The organism is Streptomyces sp. NPDC088762 (assembly GCF_044750905.1).
GTDB lineage: Bacteria > Actinomycetota > Actinomycetes > Streptomycetales > Streptomycetaceae > Streptomyces.
In genome coordinates this window covers 684,712-701,152 of the sequence record NZ_JBIVKT010000002.1, presented here as the reverse complement: position 1 = coordinate 701,152, position 16,441 = coordinate 684,712, and the positions used below count along the sequence as shown (strand labels likewise).

Annotated in this window: 15 protein-coding genes; 6 read left to right on the top strand and 9 right to left on the bottom strand. The window is 71.4% G+C overall.

Features of this window, described 5'->3' with window-relative positions; all coding sequences use genetic code 11:
• Positions 1–60 precede the first annotated feature (60 nt).
• Positions 61–1,842 (bottom strand): N-acetylglutaminylglutamine amidotransferase, encoded by a 1,782-nt coding sequence (locus ACIP5M_RS08005; protein ID WP_401193395.1) that lies wholly within the window; start codon positions 1,840–1,842, stop codon positions 61–63.
• 301 nt (positions 1,843–2,143) lie between these two features.
• Here ACIP5M_RS08005 and ACIP5M_RS08000 point away from each other — a divergent pair, with 301 nt between their 5' ends.
• Both ACIP5M_RS08000 and ACIP5M_RS07995 read left to right on the top strand, forming a co-directional pair.
• Positions 2,144–3,238 (top strand): glutamate--cysteine ligase, encoded by a 1,095-nt coding sequence (locus ACIP5M_RS08000; protein ID WP_401193392.1) that lies wholly within the window; start codon positions 2,144–2,146, stop codon positions 3,236–3,238.
• Between the two features lie 117 nt (positions 3,239–3,355).
• Entirely contained in the window at positions 3,356–4,393 is a 1,038-nt protein-coding gene (locus ACIP5M_RS07995; protein WP_401193389.1) for a PI-PLC domain-containing protein, read from the top strand.
• 15 nt (positions 4,394–4,408) lie between these two features.
• Here ACIP5M_RS07995 and ACIP5M_RS07990 read toward each other — a convergent pair whose 3' ends face one another.
• Positions 4,409–5,938, bottom strand: coding sequence for a hypothetical protein (locus tag ACIP5M_RS07990; RefSeq protein ID WP_401193387.1), 1,530 nt, complete (start codon positions 5,936–5,938; stop codon positions 4,409–4,411).
• 260 nt (positions 5,939–6,198) lie between these two features.
• Here ACIP5M_RS07990 and ACIP5M_RS07985 point away from each other — a divergent pair, with 260 nt between their 5' ends.
• Positions 6,199–8,685, top strand: a complete 2,487-nt coding sequence (locus ACIP5M_RS07985) for a SpoIIE family protein phosphatase (RefSeq protein ID WP_401193384.1) — start codon at positions 6,199–6,201, stop codon at positions 8,683–8,685.
• A gap of 59 nt (positions 8,686–8,744) precedes the next feature.
• Here the strand turns inward: ACIP5M_RS07985 and ACIP5M_RS07980 are convergent, their stop codons facing one another.
• From ACIP5M_RS07980 to ACIP5M_RS07970, 3 genes are all read right to left on the bottom strand, one after another.
• A complete protein-coding gene (locus ACIP5M_RS07980) occupies positions 8,745–10,469 on the bottom strand; it encodes an acyl-CoA dehydrogenase family protein (RefSeq protein ID WP_401193381.1) in 1,725 nt (574 codons plus the stop codon).
• 116 nt (positions 10,470–10,585) lie between these two features.
• Entirely contained in the window at positions 10,586–11,155 is a 570-nt protein-coding gene (locus ACIP5M_RS07975; protein WP_401193378.1) for a PadR family transcriptional regulator, read from the bottom strand.
• Between the two features lie 81 nt (positions 11,156–11,236).
• The gene (locus ACIP5M_RS07970; protein WP_401193375.1) at positions 11,237–11,500 is read right to left on the bottom strand and encodes a Kazal-type serine protease inhibitor family protein; all 264 of its coding nucleotides are present in this window, start codon (positions 11,498–11,500) and stop codon (positions 11,237–11,239) included.
• A 118-nt stretch (positions 11,501–11,618) separates the two neighbouring features.
• Between ACIP5M_RS07970 and ACIP5M_RS07965 the strand changes: the two genes are divergently transcribed.
• Positions 11,619–12,503, top strand: a complete 885-nt coding sequence (locus ACIP5M_RS07965; protein ID WP_401193372.1) for a PhzF family phenazine biosynthesis protein — start codon at positions 11,619–11,621, stop codon at positions 12,501–12,503.
• A 66-nt stretch (positions 12,504–12,569) separates the two neighbouring features.
• Here the strand turns inward: ACIP5M_RS07965 and ACIP5M_RS07960 are convergent, their stop codons facing one another.
• The 4 genes from ACIP5M_RS07960 to ACIP5M_RS07945 form a co-directional block, all read right to left on the bottom strand.
• Positions 12,570–13,079 carry a DinB family protein gene (locus tag ACIP5M_RS07960; RefSeq protein WP_401193369.1) on the bottom strand — a complete coding sequence of 170 codons (510 nt, stop codon included), beginning with the start codon at positions 13,077–13,079 and terminating at the stop codon, positions 12,570–12,572.
• A 62-nt stretch (positions 13,080–13,141) separates the two neighbouring features.
• A complete protein-coding gene (locus ACIP5M_RS07955; protein ID WP_401193366.1) occupies positions 13,142–13,648 on the bottom strand; it encodes a DinB family protein in 507 nt (168 codons plus the stop codon).
• A gap of 7 nt (positions 13,649–13,655) precedes the next feature.
• The gene (locus tag ACIP5M_RS07950; protein ID WP_401193363.1) at positions 13,656–13,826 is read right to left on the bottom strand and encodes a hypothetical protein; all 171 of its coding nucleotides are present in this window, start codon (positions 13,824–13,826) and stop codon (positions 13,656–13,658) included.
• 199 nt (positions 13,827–14,025) lie between these two features.
• Positions 14,026–15,339 (bottom strand): SgcJ/EcaC family oxidoreductase, encoded by a 1,314-nt coding sequence (locus ACIP5M_RS07945; protein ID WP_401193361.1) that lies wholly within the window; start codon positions 15,337–15,339, stop codon positions 14,026–14,028.
• Positions 15,340–15,547: 208 nt separating this feature from the next.
• Between ACIP5M_RS07945 and ACIP5M_RS07940 the strand changes: the two genes are divergently transcribed.
• Both ACIP5M_RS07940 and ACIP5M_RS07935 read left to right on the top strand, forming a co-directional pair.
• A complete protein-coding gene (locus ACIP5M_RS07940; RefSeq protein ID WP_401193358.1) occupies positions 15,548–16,075 on the top strand; it encodes a MarR family winged helix-turn-helix transcriptional regulator in 528 nt (175 codons plus the stop codon).
• A gap of 158 nt (positions 16,076–16,233) precedes the next feature.
• Complete coding sequence (locus ACIP5M_RS07935) at positions 16,234–16,437, top strand: hypothetical protein (protein ID WP_401193355.1); 204 nt, start codon at positions 16,234–16,236, stop codon at positions 16,435–16,437.
• Positions 16,438–16,441: the final 4 nt, after the last annotated feature.

Here is a 16,441-nt window from a genome sequence, read left to right as displayed (position 1 = left end):
GAGCGATCCAGGGGCATGGGGGCCTCTTCGAGGGCTTCCGGGGACTCTCACCGTTCAGGGTCATGTGATGCCGTGCGTCTGCAACCAGATCTCCAGGGAGGCCACCTGCCACAGGGTGCTGGCTCCGCGCTTCGTGCGGTGGCGGGCCGGGTCCGCGAGCATCTCGGCCACCCGGCGCTGGTCGAACAGGTCCCGCCGGCGTGCTTCGGGAGCCGTCAGGGCCTCCCGTACCCGGGTGAGGACCGGCTCGGCCATGTGCCGCACCGCCGGCACCGGGAAGTACCCCTTGGGGCGGTCCACGACCGTGCGGGGCAGGATCTGCCGGCCGATGTCCTTGAGCACCCCCTTGCCTCCCTGGGCCAGCTTGAGTTCCGGCGGGCAGGCGGCGGCCAGCTCGACGAGTTCGTGGTCCAGGAAGGGCACCCGCGCCTCCAGGCCCCAGGCCATCGTCATGTTGTCGACGCGTTTGACGGGGTCGTCGGTCATGAACATGTGGACGTCCAGGCGCAGGGCGGCGTCCAGAGAGGTGTGCGCGCCGGGGACCGCCATGTGGTCGCGTACCAGTTCCCGCGAGGTGTCGCGGCGAGGGGCCGCGTCCGGATGCAGCAGGGCCGCCACGTCCTCGTGCGTGCGGTCGAAGTAGGCCTCGGCGTAGGCGTCCGGCGCCTCGGCCCTCGGGGCCGCTGCGATCTTGGGGTACCAGTGGTAGCCCGCGAACACCTCGTCGGCGCCCTGCCCGCACAGCACCACCTTGACGTCCTTGGCGACCTGCTCCGACAGCAGGTGGAACGCCACGGCGTCGTGGCTGACCATCGGCTCGCTCATGGCGCCGATCGCCTCCTCCAGCGCGGCGGGGAGCCGGTCGGAAGGGATCATGAACTGGTGGTGGTCCGTCGAGAACTGCCGGGCGACCAGGTCCGAGTAGCGGAACTCGTCCCCCTCCTCCCCGTGCTCCGACTCGAAACCCATCGCGAAGGTCGCCAGATCGCCGTCGCACTCCTCAGCGAGCAGCGCCACGATCAGGCTGGAGTCCAGCCCACCGGACAGCAGGACACCCACGGGGACGTCCGCCACCGTGCGGCGCCGGACGGCCGTGCGCAGGGCGGCGTGCACGGCCTCCCGCCATTGCGCCGGGTCGCGCCGGAATTCCGCGGGCCGGGTGTACGACGGCTGCCAGTAGCAGTGGTCGCGGTACGTGCCGTCCCTCTCGACGACGCGGACGGTCGCCTGCGGCAGCTTGCGTACGCCGGACAGTACCGTCCGGGGAGCGGCCACGGTGCCGTGCCAGCTCAGGTACTGGTGGAGCGCCACCGGGTCGAGGGACGTGTCGACGCCGCCGCCCGCCAGCAGGGCGGGCAGGGACGACGCGAAGCGGAGACGGTCGCCGTCCTGGGCGAGGTACAGCGGCTTGACACCGAGCCGGTCACGGCCCAGCACCACCCGTCCGGTGTGGTGCTCCACCACGGCGAAGGCGAACATTCCGGCGCAGAACTCCACGCATGCGTGGCCCCACTGCCGGTACGCCTTGAGGAGTACTTCGGTGTCGGAGTCGGAGAAGAACCGGTGCCCCAGCCCTTCGAGCCGCCGGCGGAGCTCCCGGTGGTTGTAGATGCAGCCGTTGAAGACGGCCGTGATGCCGAGCTGTGCGTCGGTCATCGGCTGGGCGCCGTTCTCCGACAGGTCGATGATCTTCAACCGCCGGTGGCCGAGCGCCACCGCCCCCTGTGACCACACCCCTCTGCCGTCCGGTCCCCGTGGCTCCAGTTCATCGGTCATACGCTCGACCGCGGCCACGTCCGGCCGTCCACCGTCGAAACGCACTTCTCCGCTCAAGCCACACATGCGGCACCTCCCGGTCGGCCCCGCCACGGGGCCACCACGCGGCGGGCGCCTGTCCGACGCAGGCCCCGGCCTCCTCCACCCTGGACGTTCACGCCCGGGCGCCGCCCGCCACGGCCCGCGGCGAGCGCCACCCGGGACGAGCAGATGATCGACATACTCGGCGACTGCCCGCCCACGCGCCGCTTAAGCGTGGGATCGATCTCTGCCTCTCCAGCGGAGGAGTGGGCCGTCCACCGTTCGGCCGCCACGCCTGGAGAGAGCCGCGGCTCCCTCACCCGGCATCGGTGGGATACTCGGCCGGGTGATCACTCTCGGCGTCGAGGAAGAGTATCTGCTGGTGGATCCGGACACCGGGCTCCCGGTTCCCCGGGCGGACGCGGTGCGCACGGCCGCGGGTCTCGATCCGGTCAGCCAGGAGGACGACGTCCAGTCCGAGCTCCTCCAGGCGCAGGTCGAGATCGCCACTCCGGTCTGTACGGAGCTCGGGGAGATCGGGGGCCACCTGCTGCGCCTGCGGCACGCCATCGGCTCCGCCGCCGAGCAGAGCGGCTGCCGGGCAGCCCTGTCGGGGGCCGCTCCGGTCAAGACCGCGGCACCGGTACCCGTCACGCCCAAGACGCGCTACTTGGCGATGCGCAGCCAGGCCCGCCGCCTGGTGGACGAGCAGCTGATCAACGGCATGCACGTGCACGCGGGGGTCCCGGACCGGGACATGGGCGCCGAGGTGCTCAACCGGATCCGGGTCTGGCTCCCCACTCTGTTGGCGATGTCCGCGAACTCTCCGCTCTGGGAGGGGACCGACACCGGCTTCGCGAGCTGGCGCACCGTCGTCTTCGGGCGCTGGCCGGTCAGCGGCCCCACGCCGGTCTTCGACGGTGTCGCGGACTACGACCGGCGCGCGGCCGCACTCGTCGATTCGGGCGTCATCTCGGACACCGGGCAGCTGTACTGGCAAGCGAGGCTGTCGGAGAAGTACCCGACGGTCGAGATCAGGTGCGCCGACGTCCAGCTGCGGGCCGACGACGCGGTGATGTTCGCGGGCATCGTACGGGCGCTGGTCGCCACGGCCGTCAAGGACGCGAAGGCCGGAGCGCCACTGCCCGAATGCCACCACGAACTGCTGCAGGCCGCGACCTGGCAGGCTGCCCGGTACGGCGTGGGAAGCCAGCTGGTGGGCTGCGAAGGAGGACGCCAGAGCGGCCGCGACGCGGTGGCCCGGCTCATGCGCCACGTCCGGCCCGCGCTGGAGGAAGCGGGCGACAGCCGCGTGGTGACCTCCCTCGTCCACCGGCTGCTCCGCGACGGGGTGCCGGCGGACCGCCAGCGCCGGGCGATGACCGAGGGCGGCCTGCCCGCGCTGATCGAGCTGATCACGAGCCGGAGCACCGCTCCCTGACCCGCCCTGGCGGGGGCCTGACCACCCGCGGCTGCCGCCGGCTCATGGGGACCGGATCCCGGCCGGGAGCGTCCGCAGGGGGGACCGATGGCCGCCTCCCGCGCTAACCTCTCCCCCATGATTGACATGAGCATGAAGGGTCCGTGGCGTACACTCCGCCTGCTCTCCCTCGTGTGCCTCCTCCTGCCGGCCCTCCTGGGCGCGCAGGGCGCCGCCGCCTCGGCAACACCCCGCACCGATGCGCGCGCCACGGCCACCGCCGCCGCCTCCGCACGCTGGGGCGACCGCCGCCTCGACGAGGTCGCCTTTCTGACCACCCACAACGCCTTCACCAACTACGAGGACTCCCGCTGGAGTTCGGTCAACCAGGCCGAGTCGGTACGCGCCCAGCTCGACAACGGCGTCCGCGGCCTGAGCCTGGACACGCACTGGTACGAGCACAGCACCTGGCTGTGCGTGATCAGCTTCGGCAGCGACTGCTACCCCAGCGACGTGTACCTGTGCCACGGCGACTGCAAGACCTTCGCCGGGGCGACGTACGCCCTGCCGAGGCAGTCCTTCCACGGCACCATGCAGACCGTGGTGGACTTTCTCGCCGCCCATCCCGAGGAGGTCGTGACCGTCTTCCTGGAGGACTACGTCAGTGCCGAGCAGCTGGGGAACTCCCTCGGCAGGGTCGGAGGGCTGAAGGAGATGCTGTTCCGGCCCGACGAGTGGGGCGTACGTCAGCACGGATGGCCGAAGATGGCCGACCTGGTCACCGCCGGGAAGCGCCTGCTCGTCTTCTCGGACCGCTCCGACCGCGAGCACCTGGGCGTCATGTACGACAAGTCCTGGACGGTGAGCAACTACTGGAGCCTCGGCGACCTGGGCAACGACCTCGCCTGCGTCACCCGCTGGCCCGACGTGCCGCTGGACCGTCAGGAACCCGGGTTCCGCCGGCTGTTCACGATGAGCCACCACCGCAACGTACCCACCGTCCTCACGGCCGCCCTGGACAACGGGGCCAAACTGCGCGGCCGCATCGCCGAGCAGTGCCGGACCGCCGCCGGCGGCCGCGAGCCGAACTACGTCTCCGTCGACTTCCACCGCCTGTCGGACGGCAGCGGCCACACCCCCGCCTCGATCGTCGCCGAACTCAACGCGAGCCCGTGAAGGCGGGCCGCCCGGCTATCCGGCCTTCAGACGGCGGCCTATCTCCTCGCTCATACGGCGCTGCAGCTCGGCCAGTTGCTCGTTGGTGTACCCCGTGAGGTCGCCCGGATCCCCCGGGTTCTTCGCGCCCTCCTCCTGCTGTTTCTGCTGCTCCCGGCGTTTGAGCTCCTGTTCCTCGGGCGAGCCGGGAGCCGCGTACCCGCACCGGATGAGCGCTCCGTCGGCGGCCTTGAGGCAGGTCGCCTCGCGGCCGCCCACCTGGCCCTGCCCCTCCACCCGGTACCGGATGTTCTGCTCGCTGCCGACGGTGGCCGTCCACGTACTGCCACCGGTGGGGACGACCTCGAACACCTGGTCGTCGTTGTAGCAGCAGACGTCCCGGTACTCGGCCTTGATCAGGGCGACCAGCGCCTTCGGGGAGGACCACGCCGGAGCGAGGCGGTGGACGGTCATCGGCGCGAGCCCTCCGCCCTCGTGGCGGGTGGGCACCGTCGACACGGCCACGACCGAACTGGCCTCCCCCTGCGGTGTGAGGGGGGTGACGTACGCGCTGCGGCCGGCCTCCTCCCGGTAGCGCAGGGTGAACTCGGACTCGTTGCCCTCGTTGGCGCCGTCCTGCGAGGCGTCCCAGCCGCTGCGCTCGAACCACCAGTCGCCGAACCCGCCCACGGCGGCCGTTCCCTCCCGCTGGCGGGCCGCGAGGCTGAGCGGATAGGAGGGACCGGGAACGGCGGAGGTGTCACGGGTGAGGGTGAGCTTGCCGGTGCGCCCGTTGTAGAGCGCGACACCGGCGGGGCGTTCGGTGACGACGAGGATTCCGGTCTGGCGCTTGAGCGGGACGACCACGACCGGCTCGCCGCCCGAGCAGGTCACGTAGGCGTCCTCGGCCTCGAAGCGGACCCAGCGCTGCTCGGCCGAGATCTTCCTGCCGAGATTGTGGGTGAACCAGCCGCCGATCCGCGCGTCCGCGACGGACACGTCGAACGGGCAGCGCTCCTGGCTGCGGCTCTCGCCGCCGAGCGGGATGTCCTGTACGAGCCCGACCTCGTACCCGGCCAGCCAGCCGCGCCGCTCCACCAAGGTGGCGAACCTGTCCGCGTCGGGCAGGTAGGTGATGTCGGAGATCTCGCCGGTGACATCGCCCAGGTGCGGGGCGGCCTGTGCCTTGCCGACCACGTAGGGCGCCCGGGCCGTCAGCGCCGGTACGGGTTCGGTCACGATGTGCGCGTTCGCCATGTACGCCCGGTCCTGAAGGTACGAGCCGTACACCAGCCAGCAGACGGTGAGGCCCAGGCCGAGGACCGCGCCCAGGCACCCGAGGGCGACGGCCGCGTCTCCCGTGCCGGCGCCGCGCCCCGCGCGCCGCTGCCACCAGCGGACCACCAGCCATACGAGTGCGGTGGCCACCGAAGCCAGGACGGGCAGGGCGAACCAGGCGAAGAGCTTGCGCAATTCCCAGACCGCGATGGTCGTGTAGTACGACGCGTACCACAGCACGAACCCCGCCGGCAGAACGGCGAGACCCACCCGCAGTGCCCGATTCATGGCGCCCCCCGCTCATCGGCCCGTCCCTGCTCGCTCGATTCTGTACCCCGGACCCGACCACGTCACCGGGTTACGCCGTTTTCCCGGGGCCGCCCTTGGCCTGGCGCGCACGATCGGCCGGACCGCGCGCACGCCGGCAGGCCGGGCGGCGCCTGCTCGGGCCCGTGCAGGCGGGGCCCGGATGGCGCAGCGTCTCTGGCCCTCGCTCCGGAGATCGACCAGCATGAGGACAGCGGGATCCGCGGACGAGATGGGCACGCATGCGCGCCAGTCAGAGCAACCAGGACTATCCCTTCGCTGTCACGAACACGGCCGCGGCCGTGCTGGACGAGGCCGGGACCGTCGTCGCCTGGACACCCGCGGCCGAAGCCCTCCTGGGGCGCCGGTCCGCAGAGGTGTGCGGCCGACCGGCACGGGACCTCCTGGCGGACGCGAGCAGCTGGCAGGCGGTTCTGGCTCGCGGCAGGAAGGGGGAGCAGGAGGGGTGGGAAGGCCGGGCCACACTGCGGCACGGCTCGGGACGCGACCTGGAGATCGGCTTTCGCGTCGTCCCGCTGAACGACGGCGCGCAGGGGCACCCCGCCCGCTGCCTCGTACTCGGCGCTCCTCTGGAACTGGTCGCCCAATGGCGGCAGGACCACGCCTTCACGCAGGAACTGTTCCTGCAGGGCCGGGTGGGTCTGGCCGTCTTCGATGTGGACCTGCGCCTGCTGCGGACGAACACGCACCTGTTGCCGTATACCGGGGTGCCCGTCGATCTGAGCGGCCGGCGCCTGGCCGACTTCCTGTGGGCCGAGGACGCGCGGATCATCGACGACCGGCTGCGGGAGGTCCTGCACAGCGGGAACCCCCTGATCGGTTTCAACGCGACCGCACGCACCCTGGACGACCCGAGGGGCGGCCGGGTCGTGACCATCCAGGCGTTCCGGCTGCAGGAATCCGACGGACGTCCGATGGGTGTGGCGACGGTGTTCACGGACGTCACCGACCACGAGCGGGCGCGTGGGCGTCTGGACCTGCTGTACCGCGCGACGGAAGCGCTGGGCGGTTCGCTGTCCGTCCTGCGAGCCGTCGAGGACCTGGTCAAGGTCCTGGCGCCCGGGTTCGGCGACTGCGCCGCGGTGGATCTCGCGGAGACCCTCCTGACCGGCGGTGAACCGCCCGCTGACGGGCACCTTCCGCTGCCCCTGATCCGGATGGCGGTCGCCGGAGCGGACGCAGACGTGCTGCGCACGGGGACGGCCCACTTCACGGCTCCTCTCCCCCCGTCCGTTGCGTACCCGGCCGTGCCCGGGGCGGAGGTGCCCGAACCGGCCGCGCCGGCGGCGCGGGAGTGCCGGGGAGAGCTGGTCACCGGCCTCGGAACCCGGGCCACGGAGTCCGGGGGCGAGGCGGTCCCCGGGTGGGCCACCGCTGTCCCGGGTGCGCATTCGGCGATGACGGCGCCGTTGTGCGCACGGAACATCAGGTTCGGACGGCTGACGCTCTGGCGCACCGGGGACGCTCCCCCACTGGACCGGGACGACCTGGCACTTCTGGAGGAGATCGCCGCCCGGGCGGCGGTCGCCGTGGACAACGCGCGGCGGTACACCAAGGAACGCCGCACCGCTGTGGGCCTGCAGCGCAGCCTCCTGCCGCCGGCCACCTCCGAATCGCCCGCACTGGAAGCCGCCGGTCTGTACCTGCCCGCCGACGCGGACAGCGGAGTGGGCGGTGACTGGTTCGACGTCATCCCCCTGTCGTCGGCCCGTGTCGCCCTGGTGGTCGGCGATGTCGCCGGTCACGGGTTGCACGCCACGGCCCTGATGGGACGCCTGCGCAGCGCCGTACGGGCGATGGCGGACCTGGACCTGGAACCCGAGGAACTGCTGGCGCACGTGGACGACATGGTCCTCCAGGTCGGCGCCGAGGCCGAGAGCGACGACTCGGAAGACGGTGACGCGGGCACCCCGGTGCGCGGCGGACCCGCCTGGGCCACCTGCCTGTACGCCGTCTACGACCCGGTCACCCGGAACTGCGTCATGGCGAGCGCCGGACACCCGCCGCCGGCCGTGGTCAGCCCCGACGGCAGCCTGGAGTACGTCGAACTGAGCCCCGGCCCCCCGCTGGGGGTCGGCGGCTGGCCCTTCGAGCCGGTCGAACGCGATCTGCCGCCCGGGAGCGTCCTCGCCCTGTACACCGACGGCCTGATCGAGCGTGGAGAGGGGGACATCGACCAGGGCATGCGCGACCTGGCGGACCGCCTGCTGCGCGCGGACGTACTCGGCCGGCCACTGCGTCAGGCCCGGCACGACATCGTGGAAGGGCTGCCGCCGGGCAGGCTGAAGGACGACGTGACCGTCCTGCTGGCCCGTACCCGGGTGGTGGACCCGGACTCCATCGCGACATGGCGGCTCGACGCCGACCCGGCGATCGTCGCGGACGCGCGTCACCTCATCCTGGACCAGCTGACCGCCTGGGACCTCGACGAGCTCGCCTTCAGCACGGAGCTCATCGTCAGCGAGCTGGTCACCAACGCCATTCGCCACGCCGGTGGCCCGGTCCGGCTCCGGCTGATCCGGGCGGACACCCTGACCTGCGAAGTCGGGGACTCCAGCAACACCCAGCCGAGGATGCGGCGGGCCAGGAGCTCCGAGGAAGGCGGACGCGGCCTGTACATCGTCGCCCAGCTCTCGCACCGCTGGGGCAGCCGCTACACCAGGGGAGGAAAGACCGTCTGGTCCGAACAGAACCTCCCCCCGGCGTGACGGGCCCTGCGGGTGGCCTCCATGGCTGAGCCGTGGACGCCGCCCGCAGGGCCGCCCTGTTACGGCGCCATCTCGTACGCCCCCGCCAGCGCCTCGACGCGTGCCCAGACGCGCGCCGCGCGTGCTTCGTCGACGACGGGGCGCCGGACCGCGGCGAGCGCCCAGTCCTGCTGCGCCGCGGTGGCGGAGTCCTTGCCGTACAGCTCGACGGCGTGTCCGGAGAAGTCGCGTACGAGCACGGAGAAGAGTTCGTCGAGGACGGACTCGTCCAGGTCCGTCAGGCGGGCCTGCTCCAGTATCAGCTGACCGTGCACGACCAGGGCGAACAGCTGACCGACGGAGAGGAGGAAGTCGAGGTCTCGGCTCTGCTCCTCGTCGGGGGCGACGGTGGCGACGAACTCGCACAGGGCGTCGGCCTGCTCGCGGAAGCGGGCGACGTTCGGCACGGCGGCGTAGGCGTCGTAGGCCGGGCGCCAGTCGTGGAACCGTACGGAGCCGAGGCCGCGGGCCGGTCCCTGGCGGAACAGGAAGTCGTCATCGGCCGCGTCGAGACGGGTCGGCACGGGCGCGTACTCGGCCGGCTCCAGCAGGTGGTTGCGCATGAACTTGAGGATCAGCGCGAGGTTGACGTGGACCGTGCCCTCCAGCTTCGGCAGACTGCGGATCTCGACGGCGGCCTGGGCGAAGTAGGTGTCCTTCTCGAAGCCCTTGGCCGCGATGACGTCCCACATGAGGTCGATGACCTTCTCGCCCTCCGTGGTGACCTTCATCTTGGTCATCGGGTTGAAGAGCAGGTACCGGCGGTCGTCGGGTCCGGCGGAGCGGAAGTAGTCGACCGCGCGGTCGCTGAACAGCTTCATCCCGACGAGACGGACGTACGCGTCGGCCAGCTCTCGGCGCACGTGCGGGAAGGCGGTGACGGGGCGGCCGTAGAGGATCCGGTTGTGGGCGTGCGTGACGGCCTCGTACATCGCGTGCTCGCAGATGCCGATGGAGGCGGTGCAGAGGTTGAACTTGCCCACGTTGACGGTGTTCAGGGCCGCGTCGAAGGCGGCGCGGCCGGTGTGCAGTACGTCTTCGGCGAGGACCGGGTAGTCGTTCAGGCGGAACTCGCTGACGTACTTGGAGGAGTCCACGACGTTCTTCACGAGCTGGTAGGCCGGGTGGCGGCTGTCGGCGGCGAAGAAGACGTAGCCGTCGGGGCCCTCGACGTCGGTGCGGCGGCCGAAGACGGAGACGAGACCGGCGGCGTTGCCGTTGCCGATGTAGTACTTGGACCCGCTCGCGCGGAAACCGCCCTCACCGTCGGGCTCCAGCAGCATGTCGGTGGAGTAGATGTCCGCGCCGTGGGTCTTCTCGGACAGACCGAAGGCGAACACCTCGCCCTCGGCGAGGAGTTCGGCGGCGCGGGCGCGGGCGGCGGGATTGTCGCTCTGCCAGACCGGGCCGAGACCGAGGACGGTGACCTGCCACGCGTACCAGTAGTCGAGTCCGTAGAAGCCGAAGATCTCGTTGAGCGCCGCGATCCGTGCGGTGTCCCAGCGCTTGTCCGGCTCGTCCTGGCCGGCGGCGGGGGCCGGGGTCAGGAACGTCGCGAAGAGTCCTTCCTTCGCGGAGAAGGCGAGGAAGTCGGCCAGCCAGGCACGGGAGCGGTAGTCCTCGATGAGCTTGCGCTTGCCGCGGTCCTCGAACCAGTCGACGGTGGCGCGCAGCAGCCTGCGGGTCTCCGGGTCGAAGTGGGCCGGGTCGTACGTGTGCGGGTTGAACAGCAGAGGGTCGGACATGGCTGTACACCTTCCGAGGGGTGGGGTGGGGACTGGAGTGGGAGGTCGGACGGACGCGTGGGAGGAGAGGGCGCTGCCGCGTGGTGCGGTGCGGCGCCCTCGTGGTGCGGTGCGGTTCAGGCGGTCGCGGGCGGAGTGGCGCCCAGCCGGCGGAGGGTTTCGAGGACGTCGTCGAGCCAGGCGATCGTCATCCGCTCGTACGCGATGCCGCCCCGCAGCACGACGTGCTGGAGCTCCTGACCGACGTCGAGCGGTGCGGGCGCGTCGGGCCCGGTGAAGTCGCGCAGTTCGCCGGTGAGATAGCGCGCGAGGCGGTCGCTGTGTGCCCGGTGGTGCCGCTCGACCTCGCCGATCAGCTCGGCCGGATCGTCGAAGGCCGCACCACGGATCTTCACGGCGAGGTCGTGGCGCAGGCTCTCGGGTTCGATCGGCTCGTGGAGCCACCGGGCGAGGGCGGCCCGGCCGGGGCCGGCGACGGAGTACTCCTTCTTGTCCGGTCGGCCCTGTTGCGGGACGTCGCGGACCGCCAGCATGCCGTCGGCCTCCATGCGCTTGAGGACGCGGTAGATCTGCTGGTGGGTAGCGGTCCAGAAGTATCCGATGGACCGCTCGAACCGGCGGGCCAGCTCATAGCCGGAGCCCGGCTGCTCCAGTAGGGAGACGAGGATCGCGTGATCGAGCGCCATACCGCGATCCTGCTATGCAACTCGTTGCATAGACAAGCGGCAGCGGTCAGGTGAGACGCGGCTCACCCGATGAGCAGGCGTTCAGTTCCCCAGTGCGCCGGGCGCGTCCAGTGCCGGAGGCACCTCGCCGAGCACTTCGACCCCCGCCGCCTGCGCGAAACAGGGGTTCTCGTACACCTTCCCGTCGCTGCCGATCACCGGGCGGTACTCCATCGGACAGACGACCGGGCCCGGGGCGGGCCCATCGGCCGCGGCGGTTCCGGCCGCTACCGACACCGCCGCGGCCACCACGACGGGCGCCAAGGCGACACGGGCGAGGGCGAACACCATGCGAGTGCGATCCATACCGGCCAAGATCCCACCAAAGGTCCGTCCGCACAGCGCCCACGGCAACGCAACCACCCGAACGGCACAGTTGGTACGGTGCCCGGGTGGTGTACTCCGACCTGCGTCCCGCCCGATGATGAGCAGGGGCACCCTGCCGGTGGCGATCGTCCGCGCGTGCATGCGCGGAGGCCAGGGCGGTAGCCCTACGGCGGTGCTGGCCGAGGTGCCGTTGACCGATGACCAGCGCCGTCGTGTGCCGGTTCTGGCGGGAACCTCCCACGCCGTCTTCGTCGCGGTGGACGAGTCCCGGCTCGGCGGGCCCGCCGTTTCCCTCCGGTTCTTCACCGCTGAGGGAGAGCTGCCCGCGTGCGGGCACGGGACCGTCGCCGCGCTGGCGTTCCTGGCCGAGCGCGCCGGGGGTGATCAGTACCGGACCACCCTGCGCGCGTCGGGGCGGGCCTTCGCCGGCTGCTCCGTACGCGAGGCGGCGCAGGTCCGTGCGCGCTTCGAGGCCGGTCCCGTCGGCCTGCGCGAGCCCGAGGGGGCCGAGACCGAGGCCGTCCTGTCCGCACTGGGCGTCACCTCCGCGACGCTTGCCCCGGGTGTCCGCGTCGCCTCGGTGGGGCGGGCGCGGTTGCTGGTTCCCGTGCGTTCGTACTCCGCCCTCGCCGGCCTCGACCCGGACCACGAGCGGCTCCGGGCCGCCTGTGACCGTCTGGGCTTCCTGGGCTGCTACGTCTACTCCCCGCCCACGCCTGCCGGCCGCGCCGCGGCCCGTATGTTCGCGCCTTCGATCGGCGTCACGGAAGACATCGCCAACGCCAACAGCACCGCCTGTCTCGCCGCGCACCTGGCCGGTCGCGGCATCCACGACATCGCCGTCGACATGGGCGACGGCCTGGGCAGTCCCTCCACGATCACCGCGTCCACTCGGCACACCCCGGCCGGACCGCTGGTCCACCTGGGCGGCACCGCGAAGGTCTCACGCGTCGTCCGTCTGTCCCTGCCGGCCGGTCCGTAGGCCGCCGACAGCCGACAGCCGACTGCCGACGACGGAACCGGAACCGGAACCGGAACCGAGTAGGACTCACCCGCCGTCGTGTTCCAGTTGGCGACGCATGTCGAGCAGGTGGTGGCGCAGCTCGTGGAGGGTGTGCACGGCGACCCAGCGCAGGGAGCGTTCCTCGGGCTCGGGATAGGCGTAGATCAGTGTGCGCTCCCAGTCGGACGGAGACAGCCGGTCGAGAACCCCGCTGAACAGCAAGGCCGCGTCCTGGAGTTGGCGCGCGACATCGGCAGGCTTCTGCTGGGAGTATCCGTCGTGCTCGACCCGCTCGTCGCGTCCCATCGACTCGGCAACCGGAACATCACGACGCCGTGCGGCCAGCACCCGCTCCCGCTGGACGAGCAGCACGTCGCGCATGTGACAGGCGTACTCGAGAGGTGACCACACCTGCGGCGCCGAGCGCCGCCGCAGCCCCGGCGCTTCGGCGCCCAGCAGGTCCGCGTAGGCGCGCGCATGGCCCTCGACGAGTGCCGAGACCCTGGGAGCCAGAGCGAGGTCGTACGCGAAACCGCATTCCGCACAATCCGTCATGCACGCACGTTAACAACCGTCCATGCTGGGACGCTTATCGGTGACCCGTTACGGAGGGGGCACTACTCGCCGACCACGCCGTCGATCGCTTCGCGCAGTAGGTCCGCGTGGCCGTTGTGACGCGCGTACTCCTCGATCATGTGGGTGAGGACGTAGCGGAGCGAGAGGGTCTCACCGCGGAAGTCGACGGTGTCGTCGAGGGAAGCGAAGGAAGAAGCGACGGCGCGGGCACGGGCGCATTCCTCGCGCCAGACGGCGAACGCCTCGCCCACGTCGGCGTCCTCGACGTGGAACTCGGCGAACGTGCCGTCGACCTCGCCGGGCCAAGGTGCCTTGACGTCCTCGGCGTTCACGATGAAGCGGAACCAACTCCGCTCGACGGATGCCGCGTGGCGCACCAGGCCGAGGAGCGTGAGCCCTGAGGTCGGGATCGCCTTCTGCTTCAGCTGTTCGCCGGTCAGTCCCGTGCACTTCATGGCCAAGGTGGCCCGCTGGTAGTCGAGGAAGGAGGTGAGCGACGCACGGTCGTCGGCCACCTTCGAGGGGTGGGTGCGCTGGTCGTCGTCCACCAGGCGATCATGGCAAAAGTGCTGTGCCGCAGACACCCCGGTCCGAAGGGTGGACTCCAGCGCCCGACCGCGCGGCGCGCAGGCCGTAGCGGTTGAGATGGAAGGCGCGGGCGCGCAGCGGGTCGGCGACCACGGTGAAGTCGAAGCCGGTGAACGGGCTGTCCTCGCGCAGGTGCAAGCCTCCCAGCCGACCCCGCGCCACCCCGCGGTCGTCGACGAGGGCGAAGCTGAACTCCTGCCCCCGGTTGGTCGAGCGGTAGATCTTGGCCGTTCGCCGACCCCAGGGGTGGGCCCCCGCCGCTTTCGGGACCGCCGGGTGGGCCCGACTCCGCCGGGGATGACGGCGGGGTCGGGCCGAGGCAGTCAGGTCCGGCACGTCAGCCGGAGAAGACCTGGGTGTTCTGCGCGGCCGCGATCCGCCAGCGGCCGTTGTCCTTGGCGAGGACGTACATCGGGCGGCCTTCCGGCTGGTCCTCGATGGGCTGCCCGTCGAGGGTCACCGGACGCTGGCGGACGTTGACCGCAGCGACGTCCGGGCGGACGAACAGGATCCGCACGACCTCGTAGGTGGCCGTCGAGTGCTTCGTGGCGCCGGGCAGAACCTGGCGCGTGAAGGCGTCGATCTCGTCCCAGCCCGACAGCCGCTTGCCGTGCGCGGTCGTCCACACCGGCTGCTGCTTGCGGAAGTTGCTCATGAACGCGTCGACGAGCTCGTTCTGCTGCGCGTACTGGACGCCCGCCACGAAGCGGACGATGGCCTCGACGTCGGCCTGCTGCCCGTCCGCCGCGCCGAAGACCTCGATGCCGTCCGTGTCCACCTGGGGGTACGAGAGTGCGCGTACGTCGGCGACCGCCCCCGCGCGCCGCGGCAGCCAGCCGAGGCCTTCGCGCGCCGCGTCCCCGCTCACGGTCTGCTCGAGGGCGAGCGCGTCGGCGAACGGTGCGCCGAGCTCCGCTCGGGCGTCCTCCAGCGGCCACGGCTGCGGCTCGCCGCCGACCCCGGCCGCCGCTCCCGCTGCCGCCGCGAGATCGCGTACCGGAACCGCGGATTCGGCGACGCCGTGCCAGAGACTGCCGGCCGGCGCCTTCTCGACGGTGATGACGAACAGGTCGGCCAGGTCGTCGACGTGCACCATCGGCCAGTGCACGGCCTCCTCACCGACGTACGTCGGAGCCCCGTGCTTGCGAGCGAGGTCGACGAGCAGCGCGGGTATGCCGCCACCCTTTCCGTGCACGATGCCGGGGCGGATCACCGAGGCGCGCACACCGGCCTCGGCGGTGTCGAGCACCTGGCGCTCGAGCGCCGGGCGGTATCCGACGATCGGCAGCGGGTCGACCGGGGCGTTCTCGTCGGCGGCGTCCGGGCCGGTGGCGCCGAGGACCCATATGCCGCTCGCGTACACGAACGCGCGCCCGGTGCCGCGCAGCGGGTCGGTGAGCGCGGTGACCGCCGCGGCGTCCACCGCGGCGTCGCCGGTCGGGGGCGCGAGGTGGACGACGGCGTCGATGTCGGAGGTGACCGCACGGGTGAGCGAGGCGGGGTCGGCCAGGTCTCCGACGCGCTGCTCGTGTCCGGTGTCCGGGCGGCCGGGGGTGCGTACCAGGGCGACCACCTGGTGTCCGGCGTCGGCCAGGTGCGCGGAGACGGTGGAGCCGATGTAGCCGGAGGCGCCGATGAGGAGGACCTTCACGGGGATCACCTTTCACGGAAGCCGAGCACCAGTGAGGAGCGTCGGTCGAAAAATTCGATGTCGAAATATTAGACACCGGCCAGCCCTGGTGTCAAAACTTTCGACGTCGAAGTGTTAAGCTCGTGGCGAAGGCGGCTGGACGGCGGACGACTCGACGGCGGACGGCTGGACGGCCGAACAGGCCGGCGGGACCCACGAGGGAGGACACATGGCAGCAACCCCACAGGGCGACGGTGTGGACGGGATCATCCGGCAGTGGTCTCAGGTCCGGCCCGACCTCGACTGTTCGCCGATGGCCGTGATCGGCCGCCTCTCGCGGGCCTCCCGTCTGCTCGAGCGGGCCCTCAAGGAGCACTTCGCGCAGTACGGGATCGAGCCGTGGGAGTTCGACGTCCTCGCGACGCTCTACCGCTCGGGCCCGCCGCACACCGTCAGCGCGGGAGAGCTCAGCACGGCTGCGATGGTCAGCTCGGCGGCGCTGACCAACCGCATCGACCGGCTCGTCCACAAGGGCCTCGTCGACCGCGAGGTCGACCCCACCCACCGGCGCCGCGTCCTCATCTCCCTGACCCCCGCGGGCATCCGCGCCACCGAGGAGCTCGTAGGACACCACTTGGCGAACGAGGAACGCCTGCTCGACGGCCTGGCCGCCACCGAGCGCACACAACTCGAGCGGCTCCTCCGCACCCTGCTGATCTCCCTCGGCGACCAACCGCAGACAGCGGCAGCGGACTGAGGCGACCCGGGTGCCGGACTGGGCGGCGGGAAAGGTGGCCGGGCGGGCCCGGTGCGCCGCGCCGGGTTCGGTCCGCCGCGTGGCCATCGAGGGCTGATAGCGTCGCATGGCCTTGATCGGCATCGACGGTTCAGATCGACGACAGAGGAGACGGCCCCATGCCCGAGGACCTGGTCGGCGACACCATCCGGAAGCTGGCAGACGTGGTGGCGTCGAACACTCTGCCCGAGCACGTCGTCGAGCTGCTCCGCATCGCCCTCAGCCAGGCCGAAACGGCGAAAGCGGCGGGCCACGACGAAGAAGCCCTCACCATCGCCAGTCAGGCACTCCAGACGGCAGAGAACCCGATCGCGGAGCAGTAGCTCG